This is a genomic window from Phaeobacter sp. QD34_24 (genome assembly GCF_028890115.1).
Taxonomy (GTDB): Bacteria; Pseudomonadota; Alphaproteobacteria; order Rhodobacterales; family Rhodobacteraceae; genus Phycobacter.
Genome location: NZ_JARCJD010000004.1, coordinates 16,638 through 38,681 on the forward strand (window position 1 = coordinate 16,638; position 22,044 = coordinate 38,681).

Annotated in this window: 11 protein-coding genes; 6 read left to right on the forward strand and 5 right to left on the reverse strand. The window is 64.2% G+C overall.

The genetic code is table 11. The features are described 5' to 3' along the window. The first annotated feature begins 312 nt into the window (after window positions 1-312). The 6 genes from PXK07_RS04030 to PXK07_RS04055 all read left to right on the forward strand — a co-directional run bounded on the left by PXK07_RS04030 (window position 313) and on the right by PXK07_RS04055 (window position 9,842). Entirely contained in the window at window positions 313-1,314 is a 1,002-nt protein-coding gene (locus PXK07_RS04030) for an efflux RND transporter periplasmic adaptor subunit (RefSeq protein WP_274846909.1), read from the forward strand. Further along, window positions 1,311-4,568: an efflux RND transporter permease subunit gene (locus tag PXK07_RS04035; protein WP_274846910.1), complete on the forward strand. Its 3,258-nt coding sequence runs from the start codon at window positions 1,311-1,313 to the stop codon at window positions 4,566-4,568. Before PXK07_RS04030 ends, PXK07_RS04035 begins: the two co-directional genes overlap by 4 nt. Window positions 4,569-4,697: 129 nt before the next feature. Continuing rightward, the gene (gene acsA / locus PXK07_RS04040; RefSeq protein WP_274846911.1) at window positions 4,698-6,449 is read left to right on the forward strand and encodes an acetate--CoA ligase; all 1,752 of its coding nucleotides are present in this window, start codon (window positions 4,698-4,700) and stop codon (window positions 6,447-6,449) included. Then, a complete protein-coding gene (gene pdhA, locus PXK07_RS04045) occupies window positions 6,446-8,449 on the forward strand; it encodes a pyruvate dehydrogenase (acetyl-transferring) E1 component subunit alpha (protein WP_274846912.1) in 2,004 nt (667 codons plus the stop codon). The genes acsA and pdhA overlap by 4 nt, the downstream gene beginning before the upstream one ends. After that, window positions 8,446-9,600 carry a dihydrolipoamide acetyltransferase family protein gene (locus PXK07_RS04050; RefSeq protein WP_274846913.1) on the forward strand — a complete coding sequence of 385 codons (1,155 nt, stop codon included), beginning with the start codon at window positions 8,446-8,448 and terminating at the stop codon, window positions 9,598-9,600. The genes pdhA and PXK07_RS04050 overlap by 4 nt, the downstream gene beginning before the upstream one ends. Continuing rightward, on the forward strand, window positions 9,597-9,842 hold the full coding sequence (locus PXK07_RS04055; RefSeq protein ID WP_274846914.1) for an acyl carrier protein: 246 nt from the start codon (window positions 9,597-9,599) through the stop codon (window positions 9,840-9,842). The genes PXK07_RS04050 and PXK07_RS04055 overlap by 4 nt, the downstream gene beginning before the upstream one ends. 24 nt (window positions 9,843-9,866) lie before the next feature. On the opposite strand, the gene PXK07_RS04060 is transcribed toward PXK07_RS04055, so the two are convergent. The 5 genes from PXK07_RS04060 to PXK07_RS04080 all read right to left on the reverse strand — a co-directional run bounded on the left by PXK07_RS04060 (window position 9,867) and on the right by PXK07_RS04080 (window position 21,828). Further along, entirely contained in the window at window positions 9,867-12,548 is a 2,682-nt protein-coding gene (locus tag PXK07_RS04060; RefSeq protein WP_274846915.1) for a cation-translocating P-type ATPase, read from the reverse strand. A gap of 70 nt (window positions 12,549-12,618) precedes the next feature. Continuing rightward, window positions 12,619-13,056 carry a hypothetical protein gene (locus PXK07_RS04065; protein ID WP_274846916.1) on the reverse strand — a complete coding sequence of 146 codons (438 nt, stop codon included), beginning with the start codon at window positions 13,054-13,056 and terminating at the stop codon, window positions 12,619-12,621. Window positions 13,057-13,330: 274 nt separating this feature from the next. Next, window positions 13,331-15,103, reverse strand: coding sequence for a diflavin oxidoreductase (locus PXK07_RS04070; protein ID WP_274846917.1), 1,773 nt, complete (start codon window positions 15,101-15,103; stop codon window positions 13,331-13,333). A gap of 5 nt (window positions 15,104-15,108) precedes the next feature. Further along, window positions 15,109-20,613 carry a glutamate synthase-related protein gene (locus PXK07_RS04075; RefSeq protein WP_274846918.1) on the reverse strand — a complete coding sequence of 1,835 codons (5,505 nt, stop codon included), beginning with the start codon at window positions 20,611-20,613 and terminating at the stop codon, window positions 15,109-15,111. A gap of 174 nt (window positions 20,614-20,787) precedes the next feature. Next, entirely contained in the window at window positions 20,788-21,828 is a 1,041-nt protein-coding gene (locus PXK07_RS04080; RefSeq protein WP_274846919.1) for a zinc-dependent alcohol dehydrogenase family protein, read from the reverse strand. Window positions 21,829-22,044 lie beyond the last annotated feature (216 nt).

Consider the following 22,044-nt stretch of genomic DNA (forward strand, 5'->3'; position numbering starts at 1 on the left):
GTCCGTCTCACCTTGTCGTCGGGGTTATCTCCCAGATTGCGCGGGATTGCCAATGCCATTGCGCGGACAGCTCACGACAATGGCAAATAACGGTGCGGTAGTCGGCGCTGCACCCATGGGAAACCGACCACCTCGAGGGCGAAAACTACCGTGAATTATACATGTCATGGGCTTTGTTTTTGCAAAAACCTTTGAGAAGCTCGCTTGAGCCAAGTCAAAGCCCAATACATTGATTTCGCCGAATGTGTCGGTCAAAACTAATGGAGCGCATCTTGGATGCTGCGCGTCCCCAGGCCCCGAAGAGGATTGAATATGCGCCTTTTGCTCCCTGTCTATTCGCTGTCGGCCATGCTGCCGGTGTTGTGCCTGCTGATCGGGCAGGCCGTCTCGGCGCAATCCTTTGACGTGGAGTTGCGCGAGGTTTCGGATTGGCGACCGGTCTTTGGCAAGGTGCAGAGCGTGAAACGCGCGCTGGCGCGGGCGCGCCTGTCCGGCAGCCTTGTGGAGCTGAGCGCGGATGAGGGCGATAGCGTGGCCTCGGGGCAGGTGCTGGCCCGGGTCGAGGATGAAAAGCTGGCGCTCGAAATTGCCGGGGTCGAAGCCGGTATCCGTGCGCTGGAGGCGCAGATCGCCCTGGCTGAAATCGATCTGACCCGTGTTCTGGAACTGCGCGAACGCGGCGCCTCTCCGAAAACCGCGGTGGATCAGGCCCAGACAGCGCTGAATGTGGCGGAGGAAAACCTGGCCGCACAGCAGGCGCAGCGGGATCTGCTTTTGGCCCGGCAGGCCGAAGGCATCGTGCGCGCGCCCGAAGCGGGGCGGATCCTCAGCGTGCCGGTGGTCGATGGGATGTTCGTCAATCCGGGTGAAACCGTTGCCACCATCGCGACCGAGAATTTCGTGCTGCGCACCGAGCTGCCCGAACGCCACGCCCGCTACCTGGGCGCCGGTGACACCGTGCGCATCCTGGCGCGCGGGGCGCTGACAAATACCGAGGTGCACAGCGATGGCCGTATCGCCAAGATCTACCCCGAGCTGGTCGCCGGTCAGGTCGTGGTGGATGTGGAGGCCGAGGGCCTGGGTGATTTCTTTGTGGGGGAACGGGTGCGGCTGCTGATCGCCACCGGCCAGCGCCCGGCCATCGTGGTGCCGGACGGTTACCTGCAGCAGCGCAACGGGGTGACCTTCGCGCGGCTCGACAGCGAGGTCGAGGTGGTGGTCCAGCCCGGTGTGCCCGTCGATGGCGGCATCGAGGTGCTGGCAGGGCTGAAACCCGGCGATCGGCTGAGTGCATATGAGGCGGCGCAACAATGAGCACCGAGACCTCTCAGCCCGACGAAAAACCGGAATCCCTTGGCATTGCCGGGTCGATTTCCAGTGCCTTCATCAACTCTCCCCTGACGCCGCTGTTGCTGATCGCCTCCATGATCCTCGGTTTCGTGGCGCTGCTCATGCTGCCGCGCGAGGAAGAGCCGCAGATCTCGGTGCCGATGGTGGACGTCTTCATCCAGGCCAACGGACTGGCCGCCGATGACGCGGTGGAACTGGTTGCAAAACCGATCGAGGCGCTGCTGACGCGGCTGCCGGGCGTCGAACATGTCTACAGTCAAAGCTTTGATGATCGGGTGATGGCTACCGCCCGCTTTGAGGTGGGCGTGCCCGAGGATGACGCCATCCTGCGCGTTCATTCCGAAATCCGCGCCAATTTCGACCAGCTGCCCATCGGCATCCCGGAGCCCCTGATCATCGGGCGCGGGGTCAACGACGTCGCCATCCTGGTCCTGTCACTCGCCCCGCGCGCGGATCTACCGCGCGATGTGGCAGAGCGGTGGGACAGGGCCAACCTGGGCGAGGTCGCCTCGCAGCTGATGTCGGAACTCTCCAAGGCCGAGGACGTGGGCCGCACCTATATGGTGGGAGACAGCCGCACGGAGATCCGGGTGGAACCCGACACCGCCGCGCTGGCCCTTTATGGCGTCACGCTGGAGCAACTGGCCGAAAAGGTGCGCAACGCCAACCGGTCCGAGCTGCTGGGCCGGGTGCGCCAGACCGGCGCCTCGCTGGATCTGCTCAGCGGGCAAAGCCTGGTGGGTCAGCCCGACCTGGGTTTGCTTCTTGTCACCACGCGGGACGGGCGGCCGGTCTATGTGAAGGATGTGGCCCGCGTCAGCATTGCCCCCGCCGATGCCGACAACCGCGCTTGGACCCTGCACCCCGGTGAGGCGACGCCGCGCCCGGCGGTCTCGCTTGCCTTTGCCAAGCGCGAAGGGGCCAATGCGGTCAACGTGGCAGAGGAGCTGCTGCAGCGGCTGGAGATCGCCAAGCGCGACTTCCTGCCCGATGCGCTGGAGGTCGAGGTCACCCGCAACTACGGCGAGACCGCGCAGAAGAAATCGGACGAGCTGTTCTCGCATCTTGCGGGCGCCAGCGTGTCGATCTTCCTGATGATCGTGGTCTTCATCGGCTGGCGCGAAGGGGTGGTGACGCTGATCATCATTCCCGCCACCATCCTGATGACCTTTGCCGCCTCCTACCTGATGGGGTTCACCATCAACCGGGTGTCGCTGTTTGCGCTGATCTTCTCGATCGGGATCCTGGTGGATGACGCCATCGTGGTGGTGGAAAACATCGCCCGCCACTGGCGGCTCGATCCCACCGGCGACAAGACCAAGGTTGCCCTGCGTGGTGTTGCGGAGGTCGGCAACCCGACGATCATCGCAACGCTCACCATCGTATTCGCCCTGCTGCCGATGCTGTTTGTCTCGGGCATGATGGGCCCCTACATGAGCCCCATTCCCACCAATGCTTCGGCGGCGATGATCCTCAGCTTCTTTGTGGCGGTGGTCTTTGCGCCCTGGATCATGCTGCGGCTTCAGCGCAAGACACCGGGTACTGCTGCTGCGCATGGCGGCGGCGAGGACGGCCATGGCGAAGACACCCGCATGGCGCGGATCTATCGCGCCATCGCCCGGCCCCTGCTGGCCAGCCGCACGGGGGCAGCCATCTTCCTGATCCTCGTCTTCGTGGGCACCGGCGCGTCGGTGTCGCTGTTTGGCACCCAGTCGGTGGTGGTGAAGCTTCTGCCCTTTGACGACAAGTCCGAGGTGCAGGTGATCGTCGATCTGCAGGAAGGCGCCACGCTGGAGGATACCGAGCGCGCCCTGTTCGCGCTGGCCAGCGCCGCCGGGGAGATTCCCGAGATCGAAAGCATCCAGGCCTATGCGGGCACCGCTGCACCCTTCAACTTCAACGGGCTGGTGCGGCACTACTTCGTGCGCCAGAATCCAGAGCTGGGCGATCTGCAGATCAACCTGGCCGATTCCGAAGAGCGCGACCGCCAAAGCCATGCCATCGCCCTGGAACTGCGGGAACGCCTTGCGGCGGTTGACCTGCCCGCAGGCAGCTCGGTCAAGGTGGTGGAAGTGCCGCCCGGCCCGCCGGTGCTGGCGACCCTTCTGGCCGAGGTCTATGGCCCCGATCCCGACACCCGGCGCGAGGTGGCGACGGGGTTGAAGGAGATCTTCCGGGACGTGGATTTCATCGTCGATGTGGATGACAGTTTTGGCCGCCCGCCGGAACGGCTCCGGATCGAGATCGACCAGGCCAGCCTCGATTTCCACGGGGTGGAGCAAAGCGCGGTCTATGACACGCTGTCGCTGCTGTTCCACGGCACCACCGTTGGCTATTCCCAGCGCGGTGGCGGGGTGCGGCCGATCCCGATCAGCATGAAGCTGAGTGAGGAACGCCGCCAGGTGACCGAATCCCTGCTGGCAACGCCCTTGGCCGCCCGTGGTCCGGCAGGCATCGGTCAGGGCAACGTGGAACTGGGCGAGGTGGTGCGGGTCTCGGTCGAGCAGGGCTCCTGGCCTGTCTTCCGAAAGAACGGTCTGAACCTAGAGATGGTCACCGCCGATCTGGCAGGCCGTTTCGAGGCGCCGATCTACGGCATGATCGCGGTGCAGGAGGAGATCGACGCCCGCGACTGGCCCGAGGGCATGACACCCCAGGTCACCCTCTACGGCCAGCCCATGGATGAAAGCAAACCGATCCTGCTGTGGGATGGCGAATGGGAGGTCACCTATGTCACCTTCCGCGACATGGGTGCGGCCTTTGGCGCGGCCTTGGTGGGGATCTATTTCCTGATCGTCGGCCAGTTCCGCAGCTTCAAGCTGCCGCTGGTGATCATGACGCCGATTCCGCTGACCCTGATCGGGATCACCCTGGGACACTGGGCGATGAACGCGCCCTTCACTGCCACCTCGATGATCGGCTTCATCAGCCTTGCGGGTATCATCGTGCGCAACTCGATCCTGCTGGTGGATTTCATCCGCCGCGAACAGGACAACGGGCGGTCCTTGCATGATGCGCTGTTGGCGGCGGGGGGCGTGCGTTTCCTGCCGATCTTCCTGACCGCGATCACCGCCATGTCCGGCGCGGCCTTCATCCTGGTCGATCCGATCTTCCAGGGGCTGGGGATTTCGCTGCTGTTCGGGTTGGCGACATCGACCGCGCTGACGCTTCTGGTGATCCCGGCGATCTACTGGGTGGCGCGCGGCGGCAGGGCGTAGGGCACCCCTCAGCACCAGCTCTTTGCGTTGCGGGCGCAGTCGGGGAAACCGGCTGCGCCTTGATCTTGGTCATCTGCGGCTGTGGATTTTCCACCTATGCTCGCTACGGTGGAACCAGGGGGAGTACCTATGGAAGAGACCCGGATCACCAAATCGGACGGTGTCAGGATCGTCTCCAACATGACCGATTATGACGCCCTGAGTGCTGCCTTTTCGTGGCAGCAGGGGCGGGCGCTGATCGATGGGCTGCCCGGTGGCAAGATGAACATCGCCCATGAGGCCGTGGACCGCCATGTCAGTGCAGGCTATGCAGATCAACTTGCGCTGCGCTGGATCACAAAGTCCGGGCAGCGGCATGACTTCACCTATGGCGACCTGCAGCGCGAGGCCAATCGCTTTGCCAATGTACTGCGCGCGCAGGGCTTTCAGAAGGGTGATCGGGTCTATGCGCTGTTGGGGCGGGTGCCGCAGCTTTATATCGCGGCCCTTGGCACGCTGAAGGCAGGTTGCACCTTCTGTCCGCTGTTCTCGGCCTTCGGCCCCGAGCCGATCCGGGCGCGGATGGAGATCGGCGGGGCCAATGCTCTGGTCACCAGCGCGCGGCTTTACAAACGCAAGGTCAAGGGGCTGCGCCCGGATTTGCCGGATCTGCGCCAGGTCTTCGTCATCGATGACGCCGCCGAGAATACGCTGCCATTGGCGGATCTGATGCGCGTTGCCCCGGATCATTTCAAAACCGAACCGATGGACCCCGAAGAGACCGCGCTGCTGCATTTCACCTCTGGCACCACCGGGAAACCCAAGGGGGTCGTGCATGTGCATGACGCCGTTGTCGCCCATAACTGGACCGGCCATATCGCGCTGGATCTGCGGGCGGGGGACATCTACTGGTGCACCGCCGATCCGGGCTGGGTCACTGGTACCTCCTACGGGATCGTGGCGCCGCTCACCAACCGGACCTCGATGATCGTGGACGAGGCGGAATTCGATGTAACCCGCTGGTATGACATCCTGCAAAACGAGCGCGTCACCGTCTGGTACACGGCCCCGACCGCCATCCGCATGCTGATGAAGGCGGGAACCGAGGCGATGCAGGGGTATGATTTCTCTGCCCTGCGCTTCATGGCCAGCGTCGGCGAGCCCCTGAATCCCGAAGCGGTGATCTGGGGTAACGCGAGTTTCGGCCAGCCCTTCCACGACAATTGGTGGCAGACCGAAACCGGCGGCATCATGATCGCGAACTACGCCGCGGCGGATGTGAAGCCCGGCTCCATGGGGCAGCCGCTGCCGGGGATCACTGCCGGGATTGTCGAAATGGACGGGGACAGCGGCGCCCTGCGCGAGGTGACGGAACCCGGTGCCATGGGAGAGCTGGCGCTGCGGGCGGGCTGGCCCTCGATGATGCGCGGCTACCTGCATGAACAGGCGCGATACGACAAATGTTTCCGCGATGGCTGGTATCTGACCGGCGATCTCGCCATGCGCGATGCTGATGGCTATTTCTGGTTCGTGGGCCGCGCCGATGACCTGATCAAAAGCGCAGGCCACCTGATTGGTCCCTTCGAGGTGGAAAGCGCCCTGATGGAGCATCCCGCCGTGGCCGAGGTGGGCGTCATCGGCATTCCCGATGAGACCGCCGGTGAGCTGGTCAAGGCCTATGTGGCGCTGAAACCGGGGTATGAGCCGTCCGAGGATCTGCGGCTCGATCTTCTGGGTCATGCCCGCAAACATCTGGGACCGGCGGTGGCCCCGAAAGATATCGCCTTTCGCCAGAACCTGCCCAAGACCCGCAGCGGCAAGATCATGCGCCGCCTCCTGAAGGCGCGCGAGTTGGGCCTGCCCGAGGGCGATATCTCCACCCTGGAAAGCGACGAGTCATGAGCATCGATCATGTGAAACCCCGTCTCGATCACGCGCATCTGCGCGATCTTCTGAAGGCGATGATCCGCATCCGGCGCTTTGAGGACACCTGCGCCGAGATGTACACCCGCGAAAAGATCCGCGGTTTCCTGCATCTTTATGACGGGGAGGAGGCAATCGCGGCGGGTATCATCCCCTTGCTCGCGGAGCAGGACCGGGTGGTGGCCACCTACCGCGAACACGGCCACGCCTTGATGCGCGGCATCCCCATGGGCAGCGTCCTGGCGGAAATGTACGGCAAGGCGGAGGGCTGCGCCGGGGGGCGGGGTGGATCGATGCATCTGTTCAGCCGCGATCACAATTTCTATGGCGGCAATGCCATTGTCGGGGGCGGTCTGCCTCTGGCTGCGGGGCTGGCGCTGGCGGATCGGATGCAGGGCACAGGCGCCGTCACCGCCTGTTTCTTTGGCGAGGGCGCCGTGGCGGAAGGCGAGTTCCACGAGAGCCTGAACCTGGCGGCGCTTTGGGATCTGCCGGTGCTGTTTGTCTGCGAAAACAACGGCTACGCCATGGGCACGGCGCTGGAACGCTCGGAATCCGAGATTGACATCCATGCCAAGGCGGCCAGCTATGGCATCGACGCCCACGTGGTGGACGGCATGGATATCGTGGCGGTCGAAGGCGCGGCGCGAAAGGCGCTGACAGTCATTGCCGAGACCGGCAAGCCGCAGTTCCTGGAATGCCGCACCTACCGATTCCGCGCCCACGCCATGTTCGATGCCCAGCTTTATCGCCCCAAGGAAGAGGTCGAGGGTTGGCGCGCCAAGGGGCCGATTGTCCGGTTTCAGACCTGGGCCGAAGACAATAACCTGCTGCACGCCGGAGAGATCGCGGAGATCATAGCCGAGGTGGATGCCGAGATTGCCGAGGCCGTCGCCTTTGCCGAAGGGGGCAGGGATGAACCTGTCGGGGATCTCACCCGCTATGTGATGGCGCCGGATCGGCCTGCGCCGCCCGAAGTCGCACCTCCCGGCACCATGGTGACCACCACCTACCGCGAGGCGGTGCGCACAGGCATCGTGGATGCGATGAGCCGTGACCCACGCGTCTTCTTGATGGGAGAGGACGTCGGGCGTTATGGCGGCTGCTATGCGGTCTCCAAAGGCTTGCTTGATCAGTTCGGCGGGGATCGCATCCGCGACACGCCGCTGTCTGAATCCGGTTTCACCGGCGCCGGAATTGGCGCCGCGATGGCCGGGATGCGCCCCATCGTCGAGGTGATGACGGTCAACTTCTCGCTGCTCGCCTTGGACCAGATCCTCAACACCGCCGCCACCTTCCGCCACATGTCGAACAACCAGTTCGGTGTGCCCGTGGTGATCCGCATGGCCACCGGTGCGGGCCGCCAGCTGGCGGCGCAGCATTCGCATTCGCTGGAAGGCTGGTACGCCCATATTCCAGGGCTGCGGGTGCTGGCGCCCGCCACGCTGGAGGATGCGCGGGGCATGCTCTGGACCGCGCTGGAGGACCCGGACCCGGTGCTGATCTTCGAGAATGTCATGCTTTACAATCGCGAAGGCGAGCTGGCCGAGAACGCCGGAGCGGTGGATATCGACCACGCCGTCGTGCGGCGGGACGGCACCGATATCTCGCTGATCACCTATGGCGGCTCCCTGTTCAAGACGCTGGAGGCTGCCGAGGCATTGGCGCAGGAGGGGATCAATGCCGAGGTGATCGACCTGCGCTCCCTGCGGCCGCTGGACAGTGAGACGATCCTGGCTTCGGTGCGCAAGACCCGCCGCGCGGTGATGGTGGACGAGGGCTGGAAGACTGGCAGCCTCGCGGCCGAGATCGGCATGCTCCTGGCCGAAGAAGCCTTCTGGGATCTCGATGCTCCCCTGGCGCGCGTCTGCAGCGCCGAGGTGCCGATCCCCTATGCCGCCCATCTGGAGCAGGCCGCGATCCCGCAGGTGGCCGAGATTATCACGACCGCCCGCCGCGTGATGGGGGAGGCGCCATGAGCGCGTTTCTCATGCCCTCGCTGGGTGCGGATATGGAGGCGGGTACGCTGATGGAGCAGGTGATCGCCCCCGGTCAATCGGTTGCGCGCGGCGATATCATCGCGGTGGTGGAAACCCAGAAGGGTGCGATCGAGATCGAATGTTACGCGGCCGGTACAGTCACCGAATGGCTGGTGGCGATTGGCGAGCGGGTTCCCGTGGGCACGCCGCTGGCGCGGATCGATACCGGGGAAGAGGAAGCGGAGCAGGCCGCTCCACCGCAGCCAGAGCCTACGCCGCAAGTGGTGGAACAGGCGCCCGAACCAGCGCCCGCCCCCAGACCTGTCTCCGGCGGCACGCGTGTGGCGGCTTCCCCGGCGGCACGGCGATTGGCGGCTGAGAAGGGCGTGGACCTTGGCACGATCCCGGTGATGTCCGGCCAGCCGATCCGGCACGGCGATGTGGCGGCGCATCTCAAGGCGGGCGATAGGCCCGAGTCACAGACGGGTCTCAGCGCCATGCGGCAGGCGATTTCGGCTTCCATGTCGCGCTCCAAGCGCGAGATCCCGCATTTCTATCTGACCCATCAGGTGGATCTGACCGCACTGACTGAGTTCATCGCGGAAACGAACGCCGGTCGCGCGCCCGAAGACCGCCTTTTGCAGCCGGTCTTCTACCTGCGGGCCATGGCGCGGGCCTTGAAGAAATATCCCGAGTTCAACGGGCATTTCGAGAAGGACATATTTACCCCGGCGGAGGCCGCTCATATCGGCCTGGCCATCGCCCTGCGCGGCGGCGGGCTGGTGGCGCCGGCGCTGTTCGACGTGGCAGCGCAAGAGCGCGACACCCTGATGGCGCAGATGCGCGACCTGATCGCCAGGGTGCGCGCGGGCCGCTTCAAGGCGCGGGAGCTGTCGGATGCCACCATCACCCTGACGAGCCTTGGCGATCGCGGGATCGACGGGCTGTTTGGCGTGATCTACCCGCCGCAGGTGGCCATTGTCGGCATCGGCACGCCCGCTCTGCGCCCCTGGGTGGTGGACGGCAAGGTGCTGCCGCACCAGATCGCAACCCTCACCTTGGCCGCCGACCACCGCGTCAGCGACGGCCATCGCGGCGCGCTGTTCCTGCGCGCCATCGACCGATTTTTGCAGGAGCCCGAAACCCTATGACACGTGACGACATCGCAAAGGCCCTTGGCGAAGAACTGGTCCGGATCGCCCCGGATATTCCGCTGGACGAGATCGACCGCAGCGCGGAACTGCGCGATGAGTTCGATATCGATTCCATCGATTTCCTGAATCTGGTCACCGCGCTGGGCAAGCGGTTTGCGCTTGAGATGCCCGAGGCGGATTATGGCGCGATGGACAGTTTCGACCATATGGTCGACTATCTTGCCGAGCATCTCTCCTAGGCTCAGGACCAATTGATCCTGCACCTAGTCTCTATCGGTCTTGCGCGTAAGCAGCAGGGTCTGCCCGATCAGCAAGGGCAGCAGGCTGAGGGCGACAGAAAGGGCAAGCCCGGCGGGCCCGGGGTCCGGCAGGCGCAGCAGACCGGCCAGCGCAGGGAACCATAGCGCAGATGCGATCAGGGCCGAACACAGGGCCAGTGCTGCCCAGACATAGGGGTTGCCGGTGACCTCATTTGCCAACAGCCTCCCCTCCGTGCTGCGCACATTGAAGACATTCCACAGCTGCGCCAGCGCCAGTGTCAGGAAGGCGACGGTGACCGATTGCGCCTCTTCCAGTTGCAGCCAGAACAGTGACAGCACAAAGGCCGAGAGGGTGGCCAGGGTGATCAACAGGCTCAACACCCCGATCCAGGTCCATTCGGGTTGGCCCGCGATGGGTTCGGAGGGGTCGCGGGGCGGGCGGGCCATCACGCCATGGTCGCCCTTGCCCAGCCCCAGCGCGAAGGCGGGGAAAACATCCGTCACCAAGTTCAGGAACAGGATCTGCAGTGGCAACAGCGGCGCGGGCAGGCCTGCGCCGACGGCGATGCCGACCACCAGCACCTCGCTGACATTGCAGGACATCAGGTAGACCACGAACTTGCGGATATTGTCGAAGATCACCCGCCCCTGCCACATGGCATCGATCAGAGTGCCAAAGGCGTCGTCCTTCAGCACCACATCGGCGGCCTCGCGCGCGACCTGGGTGCCGCGCTGCCCCATGGCGATGCCGATGTCGGATTTCTTCAGGGCTGGGGCATCGTTCACCCCGTCTCCGGTCATGGCGACCACATGGCCAGCCTTCTGGAACAGGCGGACGAGGCTCAGCTTGGTTTCGGGTGCCACGCGGGCAAAGACATCTGCCGCCAGCACCCGGTCGCGCAGGGCGGGATCTGCGGTCTCGGGATCGAGATCGCGCAGTTCCTTGCCTTCGATGACATGCAATCCGCCCTCTTCCAGCCCGGCCTGGCGGGCGATGGTCTCAGCCGTGGCGGCATGGTCTCCGGTGATCATCGCCACCCGCACGCCTGCGTCCAGACTAGCGCGGATCGCAGCGGGGACATCGGCGCGCAGGGGATCAAGGAAGCAGACCAACCCCACCAGGGTGAGACCCGAATAGGGATCGGTATCGGCCCTGTCGGCACTTTTGCAGGCCAGAGCCAGCAGCCGCAGGCCTTCGCGCGCGGCGGCCCCTTGCCGGGCCTCCCAGTCCTGGCGGGCGGTGGCATCCAGCGGCACCGGCCCGCCCTGACCATATGCGTGATCGCAGATCGCCAGTACCGCTTCGGGCGCGCCCTTTACCGCGTAGAAGAAATCAGGCCCGTCCGCGTGCACGGTGGCCATCATCTGCCGGTCGGGGTCAAAGGCGTGCTGGGCCACATCGGGCAGGCTGTGCGACAGCTCTTGCCGGGCAACCCCTTGAGAGCTTGCAAGCCGCAAGAGGGCAATCTCCATCGGCTCGCCACTGGCCTCGGCTGCCCCATCGCCATGGGCGAGTTCGGCGTTGTTGCACAGGGCGCCGATGCGCAGGGCGAGGTCAAAGCGTGGATCCCCTTGCGGGGCGGTTCCGCCGCCTTCCAGGCGCAGATCACCCCCGGCCAGAAGATAGCGCACCGCCGCCATCTTGTTTTCGGTCAGCGTACCGGTCTTGTCGGTCAGGATCAGGGTCGTCGCGCCCAGGGTCTCGACCGAGGACAGCCGGGTGATCACCGCATTGCGCGCCGCCATCCGCCACATGCCACGCGCCAGGCACAGGGTGGCGACGATGGGCAGGCCTTCGGGGACGGCGGCCACCGCCAGTGCCGTACCGGTGCGGATCATGTCGATGAGCGCATGGCCGCGCAGCACGCCCGCCACCACCATCAGCACCGCAAGGCCCAGCGTCAGCCAGACCAGCCGGTGCCCCAGCCGGTCAAGCCGCCGTTCCAGCGGAGAGACTTCGGCCTGGGCTTCTTCGGTCAGGGCGCTGATCCGGCCGATCTCGGTCTCCATGCCGGTGGCGGTCACGATCCCCTCTCCGGCGCCCTGGGTGATGGCGGTGCCCTTGAAGACCATGTTGCTGCGGTCGGCGACATCGGTTTTCGGTGGCAGCGCATCGGTGCCCTTGGCGACCGGCAGGGATTCCCCGGTCAGAATAGATTCGTCGCTTTGCAGGTTGGAGGCCTTCAGCAGGCGCAGATCGGCGGTAATCACATCGCCCGCATCCAGGATCACGATATCGCCCGGCACCAACGCGCGGGCATCGATGCGCTGCACATGGCCGTCGCGGCGCACCAGGGTCTGCACCTCGGCAATGCGCAGCAAGGCCTCCATCGAGCGCACGGCGCGCAGCTCGGTGAAGAACCCGATGGCGCCGTTGAACAGAATGACGACAAGGATCGCGAAACCTTCGGCCAGATCGCCAAAGGCAAAGGACAGCACCGATGCCGCCGCCAGCAGCCAGATGATGATGCTGCGGAACTGATGCGCCAGCAGTCCCCATGCGCTATGCGGTTTTTGCGCGCGCAGACGGTTCATCCCGTGACGCGCGCGCCGGGCTTCGACCTCCGCCGCAGCAAGACCCCGTGCCGGATCCGAGGTCAGCGCCGCAACAACATCTGCCACCGGCAGGCCATGTGGCAGGCCGGTGGGCAGACCGTGGGGCGCAGCGCCCGTGGCTTGTGTCATTTCCGTCTCCGTCACGTGGCTGTCTGCGTCCTTTGTGCGTCAGCCCCGTCGCGGATCATGCTGTTGCGGATTACACCGGGGTCGAGTGGCGATGACCTGCATCCTTGATGGTTTCGGAAACCGCGTCCATGGTTTCCTTGTTTGCCACCGCCTCGCCCGAGGCGACATGTTCGGCGCTGCGGGTACAGAGGTCGATCCATTCCTGGATGTCCGCGCTCACCCGTTCGGCGGATTGCATCTGCCAATCGCGCAACACCTTCGCGGCGGCGGCGGGATCGCCGGGGCTTTTCTCAAAAATCGCGGCGGTGGCCTGTAGCGCCGTGCGCGCCGCCGTGTGGCGCCGCTCGAACCAGTGTTTGGTGAAGGCTTCGGTCTCTTTCAGCAGCTTTTCCTGGACCTCCCAGAACTGGTGAAGCTGGGGACCGGCCAGCGGGCTAAGCGATAGCAGGGCCTGAGCTGGGCCTTCCAGTGCATTGGCGGATTTGGGGGCGGTTTGTGTCTTGGCCATGGGAATACCTTTGGGATTTGCGTGGGTGGCATGTCGAGAAACAGGCGCCCGGCGTATCGATCAAAGCCGCCCGGACCTGGGTATTATGACAAGGTTACCCTGATTCCCGCGTTGCGGATTTGACCCCAATCAAGGTCAGGTCCCGCAATGGTTGAAAATTCAGCACAAAGCCGTGCAGCGGGCCGGACATGCACAGTGATCGAGCCAATCCGGTGCAGGCCCGGGGCCGATCAGCTGCCTGATATGGGTGCCTGAAATGGGCACTTTTGCGGTGTCAGTACACGTCGCGGACGTAACGCTTGTCGCGCTTGAGGCGGTTCACATAGTCGATTGCCGCCTTGGACGTCATGCCGCCTTGGGTTTCGATGATCGAATGCAGGGCCGCGTCGACATCCTTGGCCATGCGCGTGGCATCCCCGCAGACATAGAAGGACCCGCCCTCTTCCAGCTGGGCGAAAAGATCCTTGCCATTCTCGATCATGCGGTGCTGCACATAGACCTTCTCGGCCTGATCGCGGGAGAAGGCGAGATCCAGACGTGTGAGCAGGCCGGAGGCGCTGAAGGCGCTGATCTCATCCTCATAGATAAAGTCGCTTGTCCGGGTCTGGTCGCCAAAGAACAGCCAGTTCGCCCCGCTTGCCCCGCGCATCTGGCGCTCTTCCAGGAAGGCGCGGAAGGGCGCGATACCGGTGCCCGGACCGACCATGATCATCGGCGCGCTGTCATCTTCTGGCACCCGGAAGCTTTTGTTGGGCGACATGAAGATACCCGCCTCTGCGCCTTGCGGCACGTGGTCGGCAAGGAAGGTGGAGCAGACACCGCCATGGGGGCGGTTCTCGGCCATCCAGCGCACGGCGGCAACGGTGAGATGCACCTCGCCCTGGTGGGCCTTTGGGCTGGAGGAGATGGAATAGGCGCGGTGCTGCAAGGGTTTCAGCCAGCTTGTGACCTCCGCCGGATCGAGCTTCAGATCAGGGGCGAGGTTCAGCAGATCCAGCGCGTCCTTGCCCCACAGAAAGGCCTCAAGCGCCTCCTTGTCCCCGGTGCCGACGACATGGCTCAGCTCGTCATGGCGTGCCAGGGGTTCAATCGCGCGGATGAGATCGCGCGACGGTGTCATGATTTCCAGATCGGTGCGCAGCAGATCGCCCAGCGCGGTGCCGCCAATATCGGTCTCGGCGCTTGCGTCCAGACGGGTGAGCCAGGCCTCTACCAGATCCGGGGCGTTGACCGGCATCACGCCAAGCGCATCGCCGGCCTCATAGGTCATGCCGCTGTCACCCAGATCAAAGGCGATATGGCGGATTTCCTTGGCGGACTTCGGCCCCGACAGCAGGCGATTGTCCAGCATGGTGGAGCGGTAGGGGTTTTTGCGACCCCAGCCGGATTTGGCCTTTTTCGGCGCCGCCTGCGGCGCTGGGTCCCCGGCAGGGGCTGCGGCGCTGATACTGCCCGCATCGGGCAGGGTTGCGGCGATCCAGGCTTCGGCGGCATCCTCGAAATCCACATCGCAATCGATGCGCGGCCCAATGCGCCTGGCGCCCAGCTGCTCCAGCCGGGTATCGACCAGCTTGCCCGCCTGGCAGAAGGCATCATAGGAGGTGTCGCCCAGGGCCAGCACAGCATAGCTGAGCCTTTCCAGGCGCGGGGCGGTGGGCCCGGACAGGGCCTCCCAGAACTGATGCGCATTGTCGGGCATCTCGCCCTCGCCATAGGTGGAGACCACGACGATCAGCGTCTGCATCGTTGCCAGATGCTCCATCGTCACCTCGTCCATTTCGGCAACCCGCGGGGTGAAGCCCCTGGCGCGCGCCTGGGTGGCGGCCTCCTCGGCAAGGCTCTCGGCATTGCCGGTTTGCGTGCCGTAGAGAATGTCGAGGTATTTGACCTCTGCCGCGTGGCCGACAGGGGCGGCGGCAGCCCCACCCACGCCAGCGGCAAGGCGGGAATGCAGACCTGCGAGAAAGCCGCCAAGCCAGATCTTCTGTTCGCCGGAGAAGGGCGCGTCTTCGGGGATATAGGGAACTTTGGTTTTCATATCAGTCATGTCCGTCATTCCGCCGCGGTGCGGGCGATCACCTCGGGGATCGCGTTTTCGACAAAGAGCGCGTCAAAGCTGGGCACGGCACCCAGTGCCGCGCGGTTCTTGGCGCTTTGATGCAGGATCCAGGCATAGGTGCCGGGGCTGTCCATGCTGAGGATGTTGCGCAGGGAGAGCGCGCGTTTGAAATCGCTCAGGCGTTTGTTGGCCACCAGTGCCGCAAGGCCCGCATCGTCATAGCCATCGATGGCCGCCTTGGCGTGTTTGGCAAGCGCCGCCATCAGCGCGAAATCCTCGGTCAGAATGAGGTTGCGGGCGGTCTTGTCTTGGGCAAGGCGGTCGGCGCTGCGCAGCCGCCTGGCGGCAAGGTTTTGCGCCTGCTCCAGCACGATATAGCTGCCCAGAAGCCGGACCATATCTTCGGTGTCCATCTCGCCATAGTCCGGCACCGCACCCTTTTGCACCGGGCGGCCCCTCTTCCAGGCGTTCTTCAGCGCGGTGATCTGATGCGCGGCGAGGGCGGTGGAGAGTTCCTCGACCAGTTCCTTGCGCGATCGGGCGGCGAGGATGGCATCGGCGTCCTGATATTGCAGCAGGGCCTTGGGCATGATCCAGGCCATGTGTCGGCGGGTATTGTCCCAATCCTTGAGCAGGTCGCTGCCCCGCCGGGAGCCGGTCGCCTCGACATGCCATGCCAGCATCTGGCGCACCGCGCCTTCATGGATCGCCGCGTGGTCGGAGCCATCCGCGAGGGTGCCGGACAGCACGGAATCGGCGCTCATCAGCTCGGGAAGACGACCTTCGGGATCGAATTGATAGGCAAAGCCTCCGGACATGCCGTTGCCAAACCCCTTGGCAAAGCTGCCGATATTCAGGATCGCGCCATTGGTCATATATTCGGCGCAGAAGTCCCCGACGCCTTCGACCACGGCGGTGGCCCCGGAGTTGCGCACCGCGAAACGGTCCCCGGCCTGGCCTTCCACGAAGGTGCGCCCGCCTGTTGCTCCGAACAATGCGAAATTGCCGATCAGCACATTCTCGCGCCCCTGGGCGCCGCCGGGGCTGCGCACGATGATTTCGCCGCCGGACGCGCCCTTGCCGACGCCGTCATTGCAGGTGCCGGTATGTTCGAGGACCATGCCGTCATTGCAAAAGGCACCGTAGCTTTGCCCGGCTGAGCCGCTGGTGAAGATCTGCACCGCGCGCGGTTCAAGATAGCGACGGCCCCGACTGTCCTCGAAGGCGGCCGGGGGCAGCGCGGTCAAGTCATGGTTCAGCAGGCGCTCGATATCGATGCCAAGCTGACCGCCGACGGTCTTGTTGCGGTTGTTCAGCGGCGCGTTGGGGCGCAGCTTGATCTGTCGCTCGCCCTTGTCCACCAGCCTGGATTTCACCTGCTCCAGCAGGGCGTCATCGACCGAGAAATCCTTTTCCAGATAGATCGGGTTCTCCACCTTGATCTCGGGAACAGGGGTCAGCATCGCCCGCAGATCCAGCTGGCCGACCGAAGAGGGATGATCGAGCAGGTGCAGCAGGTCGCAGCGGCCTCTTGCCTCGACCAGGGAGCGCAGCCCCAGGCTGGCCAGGATTTCGCGCACCTCATGGGCGATGTTCAGCAGATACTGTGCCAGGGCGCGCGGATCGCCATCGAACACCTCGGGGTTCGTGGTCAGGCCGGCGGGGCATTTGACATTGCAATTCTTGGCCATCACGCATTTCAGCATCATCAGCGCGGTGGTGCCGAATTCGAAACTGTCGCCGCCCAGCAGCGCGCCCTTCACCACATCCGAACCGGTCTGCATCGCGCCAGAGCAGCGCAGCAAGACCTTTTGCCGGATCCCGTTGGCACAAAGCGCCTGGTGGACTTCGGCGATGCCGATTTCGGCGGCGCGGCCGGTGTATTTCAAAGAGGTCACAGCCGCAGCGCCGGTGCCGCCGGTATTGCCTGCGATATTGATCACATCGGCCCCGGCCTTGGCGACGCCGACGGCGATGGTGCCGATACCCTCGGAGGAGACCAGCTTGACGATGACGCGCACCCGGGCGGCCTTGGCGTCGTGGATGAGCTGGCCCAGATCCTCGATCGAATAGGTGTCGTGATGGGGCGGCGGGCTGATCAGCTCCACCCCCGGGGTGCCGCCCCGTGCGGCGGCGATCTCGACGGTGACCTTGGCAGCGGGAAGCTGCCCCCCTTCGCCGGGCTTGGCGCCCTGTCCGATCTTGATTTCGATCTCTTCCAGGTTGGGATCGGCCAGATAACCGGCCCAGACACCAAAGCGCCCGGAGGCAAACTGCTTGATGCGGGAGGCGCGGATCGTGCCATAGCGCGACAGGTGCTCGCCGCCCTCACCGGAGTTGGACATGCCGCCCACCATATTGGTGCCATGGGCCACCGCCTCGTGGGCAGAGGCGACCAGCGCCCCGTGCGACATGGCGCCGGAGGCCAGGCGCGGCGTGATGTCCGAAGCCGGTTGCACCTCGGACAGGTCAATGCGGTCTGCAGCAGGGCGCAGGCGGGATACGTAGTCCAGCGCCATGCCCTTGACCGTGACATGCAGCGCGCCCCTGGTGATGTAATGCCCTTCGACATCCTTGCCGAAGCGCTCCACCAGGGTTTCCGCCAGCACATCCAGGCGACCAAGATCCCCCGCCTTGGGTCCGGTCAGGCGGAGCCGGAACAGTTTTTTGTCGAGCGGTTCGGCATCAAGGCCGCGAATAACGAAGTCAGTGTTGCCCGCGCGGTTGAAGAGCATCATCTCGCGCTTCATCTCCGCCACCGTGTCGAGGAAGGTGATGTCCGCCGGAAAGGCAAGCACATCGCGCAAGGCGGCCGGGCGGCGGTTGCGTTCTTCGGCCATGGTCGCCGAGAAGGAGCGATAGCCCGGCGTGATCTGAAACCCGTCGATCTGCGCCTTGGACAGCTTCTCGAAAGAGGTGTTCACATAGCCGGTGTCGTCGATGCCGAAGGCGTCATCCATCTGTCGCAGGGTGAGCAGGCGGAAGGGGTCGGTTTCGCCATCCAGATCGCGCGCCTGGTCCGTGGCAAATGTGATGGCTTCTTCGGTGAGATCCACAAAGCCACGCACGGCAGTGGTGCCATAGGAGTGGCCCGCCCCCTCGGCGCGTTCCTTGAACAGGCCAAGGATGGGGATGTCCTTGTCGCTTGTCACGCTGAGGGCACGTTCATGCCAGTCGGCCACCGATTTGGCGACCACATCAAAGCACACGCCGCCGACCGGGGTTCTCATATTGGGCAGGTATCTGGCGAATACAGGATCGTTGGTGTCCAGGAAGTTGGGTTCGAAGAACTCCCCGCCCGAGTAGGATTCGACGGTGCAGAGCCCCACCTTGCCCATGGTTTTCATCAGGGATTTTTCTGCCGCTTTCCGGAACTTGAGATAGGCCGCGCGGGCTCCCTCCTGGCCATAAAGCTCTTCGGCGCGCATCCGCACGGCGAGCGGGTAAACCGCAGAGGCCCCGAACCCAAGCGCGCAGGCGATGTGATGCGACGAGCAGATCTGCCCGCTTTCCACCACCAGCGAGACCTTGAAGCGCATCCCCTCCTCGATGAGCCGCTGGTTGATCGCCGAGACGGCAAGCGTCATCGGCATCGGGGCCAGAGCGCGGCTGATATGACGGTCGGACAGAATCGCGATACCGCCCTGGTCGCGCGCAAAGGCGACCACTTCATTGGCGATGGCGTCGATGGCCTTGGTCAGCGCCGCCTCATTGGCCGCCCCATCCGCGAAATCCGGCGCATAAAGCGTGTCAAAGCGCGCCCATGGGGTCGCGTCCTGCGCCTTGATCTTGAGCATTTCGCCCATCAGCAGAACCGGCGAGTTCACCACGATCTGCCGCGAGCGGCTTTGTCCCAGATGCGGCTTTTCGCCAAGCGCGACGCGCAGCGTCATGCCATCCGCTTCACGGATCGAGTCCAGCGGCGGATTGGTCACCTGCGCGAACCGCTGGCTGAAGTATTTGGCAACGCCGCCTTCATTGTCGCTCAAGGCATTGATCGCGTTGCCATAGCCCATCGCGGATACCTTCTCGACGCCGGTTTGCAGCATCGGATCCATCAGGAACTTGAAGCTTTCCTGGTTGAGCGTGTAGCCGACATAGCGCGCGGGGCGCTCAAGATCGCCGTTGTAGCGGGCGGCGGCCATCGCAGGGGTCGTTGCCTCGCATGTGGGCAGATCATCGATATTGACCTGTGCCGCGGCGAGGAGGCGGGCGTAATCCTTGGCCTTGGCCAGCCGTTCCAGCGCCTCTTCGGTCTCGTAGATGCGGCCTTCGGCATGGTCGAGATAGATCATTCCGCCCGCCTCGACGCGGCCACGGCGCAGCACGGTTTCGGGCGGGAAATCGATCTGCCCCGCCTCGGACATCACCGCGAGATAGGCATCTGTTTCGACCGTGCGCATCGGGCGCAGGCCCAGGCGATCAAGACGGGCGCCAATGATGGTGCCATCACCAAAGACCAGCGCGGCGGGGCCGTCGTTCTTTTCTTCCGAAAGCGAGAAATACTCCAGCATCTGCCGCACCTGCGGGCTGATGCGGGAGTCGTTTTCCCAGGCCGGCGGCATCATCGCGACCACGGCGGTGACCAGATCGAGACCTTCGCCATAGACGCGGGCATTCAGGGTCTGATCCAGACGGCAGCTGTCCGATTGTCCCTTCGGGCGCAGGATGGCCGTGTTGCGCGCCAGCGCGATTGCGGCCTCGGAGAGGCGGTTCTTCTTGTCGGTGTTCAGCTCGCCATTATGCGCCATCAGCCGGAACGGCTGCGCCATGGACGGATGCGGATCGGTATTGGTCGAAAACCGGGTGTGGAAGTAGAGCGTATGCACCGCGTGGTCGGGGTCGCTCAGATCGCGGAAATACGGGATGATTTCCCAGGAATTGAGACGGCCCTTGAAGACCTGCATCCGCGCCGAAAGCGACAGCGGATAGAAGCCTTCAAGCGCCGGATCGGTATAGGCTTGGGCCTCGATCTCCAAGAGCGCGGAATGGATGCGCCGGTCAAAGGCGGCTTGTTCCATGCCTTCGGGCGCGGTGAAGACCCATTGCACGATGGGCAACTGCAACTTGATGGCGCGCGGGCCGATCGCGTCGTTGTTGACCGGCATATTGCGCTGGGTCTTGGTCTGGAACCCGGCCCCGGAGAGAGTGGTTTCGATGATCCGCGCGGCGCGGTCATGCTGCGCCGGATCGGCAGGCAGGAAGAAATTCCCGACGCCAAAGCGCCCTTTTTCCAGGTCCACTCCGGTCAGCTTGCGAAAGAAGGCCACAGAAAGGTCCACCGACACGCCGGCGCCATCGCCAACGCCTTCGGACGACATGCCGCCCCGATGCGGCACCGCACAGAGCGCCTCATGGCCTTTCAGCAAGACGTCATGAACCTGTGTTCCGTCTTTGCGCGTGAGGAATCCGACACCGCAATTGCTGTGTTCAAGCGTAGAGTCGTAAAGACCATGGGGATTGGGACAGGCGGGCAAGCTTATCTCCCTAGACAGCATTATGAGACGCGAAAGGAGGGATCCTTTCGTGCACAAGAAGGCTTTGATGTCTGGCGAAAAGCTTGAGAGCCACGTTGAGCCGAGACGGGGTATCCCGCCTCTGGCCGATTTGCAAGGGGCTGGGCCCGGAACTTGGAACCAGTACCCAGCACCGGGGTGCCGGTGGTTCCGAGGCTAGAACTTGGTGATGACGGTTGCGCCGACGGATTGGAACTTGTCCATGTCCATCAGGGCTGCGGGCGCCTCTTCAAGGCTGATCCTGTTGCCCACCAGACGTCCGGGATCCAGTTTGCCATGGGCGATCATATCCAGCATGGCGTCATACCGGTGGGCTTGCATGCCATGAGAGCCGATGATTTCGATCTCCTGGCCAACGACTTTTGGCATCGGAACGGCAGGGGCCGCGTGATCGCCCAGCAGCAGGCCGACTTGAATGTGCTTGCCGCGTCGTTTCAGGCACATGATCGAATTGTGCATCGTCACCGGGTGCCCCAGGGCATCAAGCGACACATGCGCACCACCACGGGTGATCTCCATTATGGCCTCCGGAACGCTGGCGACAGTCTTGCCGTTGATCGCCGCGACAGCACCAAGATCCCGGGCCAGCTGCAGCTTCGTGTCGTCCAGATCGACCGCGATGACGTTGCAGCCCAACGCGTTGGCAATCATCACCGCGGACAGGCCCACGCCTCCGCAACCATGCACGGCAACCCATTGACCGGCTGCGGCCTGTCCCTGATCCACGACCGCGCGAAACGAGGTCGCAAAGCGGCAGCCAAGGCTGGCGGCGGTGGCGAAATCCATGCTTTCGGGCAAGGGCACAACATTCAGATCCGCCTTGTGGATCGCGACATATTCCGCGAAGGATCCCCAATGGGTAAAGCCGGGCTGTTCCTGATTGTGGCAGACCTGCTGATTGCCCGAATGACACTCCGGGCAGGAACCACAGCCGGAAATGAAGGGGACCGTCACCCGGTCACCGGGCTTCCAGTTCTTGACGTCGCGCCCCACCGCTTGGATCACGCCGGCCAATTCGTGGCCCGGCACATGCGGCAACTCGACATCGCTGTCATGCCCCATCCAGCCGTGCCAATCCGAGCGGCACACGCCGGTGGCCTCGACCTTGATGACAACCCCATCCCTGTCGGGAGTCGGATCATCAACGGTGACCAGCTTCGGGGCCTCTTGGAATTTCTCAAACAGGACGGCTTTCATGGCTGGACCTTTCGACGCATCGGCAAACCCGGGGCGGTCTGTCCCGGCAGGGTGGAGAAGCCTTGCTAACCCAGCCTTGGCGTGAAGAAAACAGGGCAGGGGCTTCCACAAGGTGACGGGTCCATGAAGGAATCCGTGCTTGCAGTGGCCGGCCAACACGGACGCCCTGCTTGAAGCGCCGGGACACACTGGATGCCGGAAAAGCGCAGGCAGGGG

Coding starts and splice junctions, on each gene's coding strand:
- PXK07_RS04070 (WP_274846917.1), bottom strand. CDS start 15,103: ATGACTGATATGAAAACCAAAGTTCCCTATATCCCCGAAGACGCGCCC.
- PXK07_RS04055 (WP_274846914.1), top strand. CDS start 9,597: ATGACACGTGACGACATCGCAAAGGCCCTTGGCGAAGAACTGGTCCGG.
- PXK07_RS04030 (WP_274846909.1), top strand. CDS start 313: ATGCGCCTTTTGCTCCCTGTCTATTCGCTGTCGGCCATGCTGCCGGTG.
- pdhA (WP_274846912.1), top strand. CDS start 6,446: ATGAGCATCGATCATGTGAAACCCCGTCTCGATCACGCGCATCTGCGC.
- PXK07_RS04065 (WP_274846916.1), bottom strand. CDS start 13,056: ATGGCCAAGACACAAACCGCCCCCAAATCCGCCAATGCACTGGAAGGC.
- PXK07_RS04035 (WP_274846910.1), top strand. CDS start 1,311: ATGAGCACCGAGACCTCTCAGCCCGACGAAAAACCGGAATCCCTTGGC.
- PXK07_RS04075 (WP_274846918.1), bottom strand. CDS start 20,613: ATGCTGTCTAGGGAGATAAGCTTGCCCGCCTGTCCCAATCCCCATGGT.
- PXK07_RS04060 (WP_274846915.1), bottom strand. CDS start 12,548: ATGACACAAGCCACGGGCGCTGCGCCCCACGGTCTGCCCACCGGCCTG.
- PXK07_RS04050 (WP_274846913.1), top strand. CDS start 8,446: ATGAGCGCGTTTCTCATGCCCTCGCTGGGTGCGGATATGGAGGCGGGT.
- PXK07_RS04080 (WP_274846919.1), bottom strand. CDS start 21,828: ATGAAAGCCGTCCTGTTTGAGAAATTCCAAGAGGCCCCGAAGCTGGTC.
- acsA (WP_274846911.1), top strand. CDS start 4,698: ATGGAAGAGACCCGGATCACCAAATCGGACGGTGTCAGGATCGTCTCC.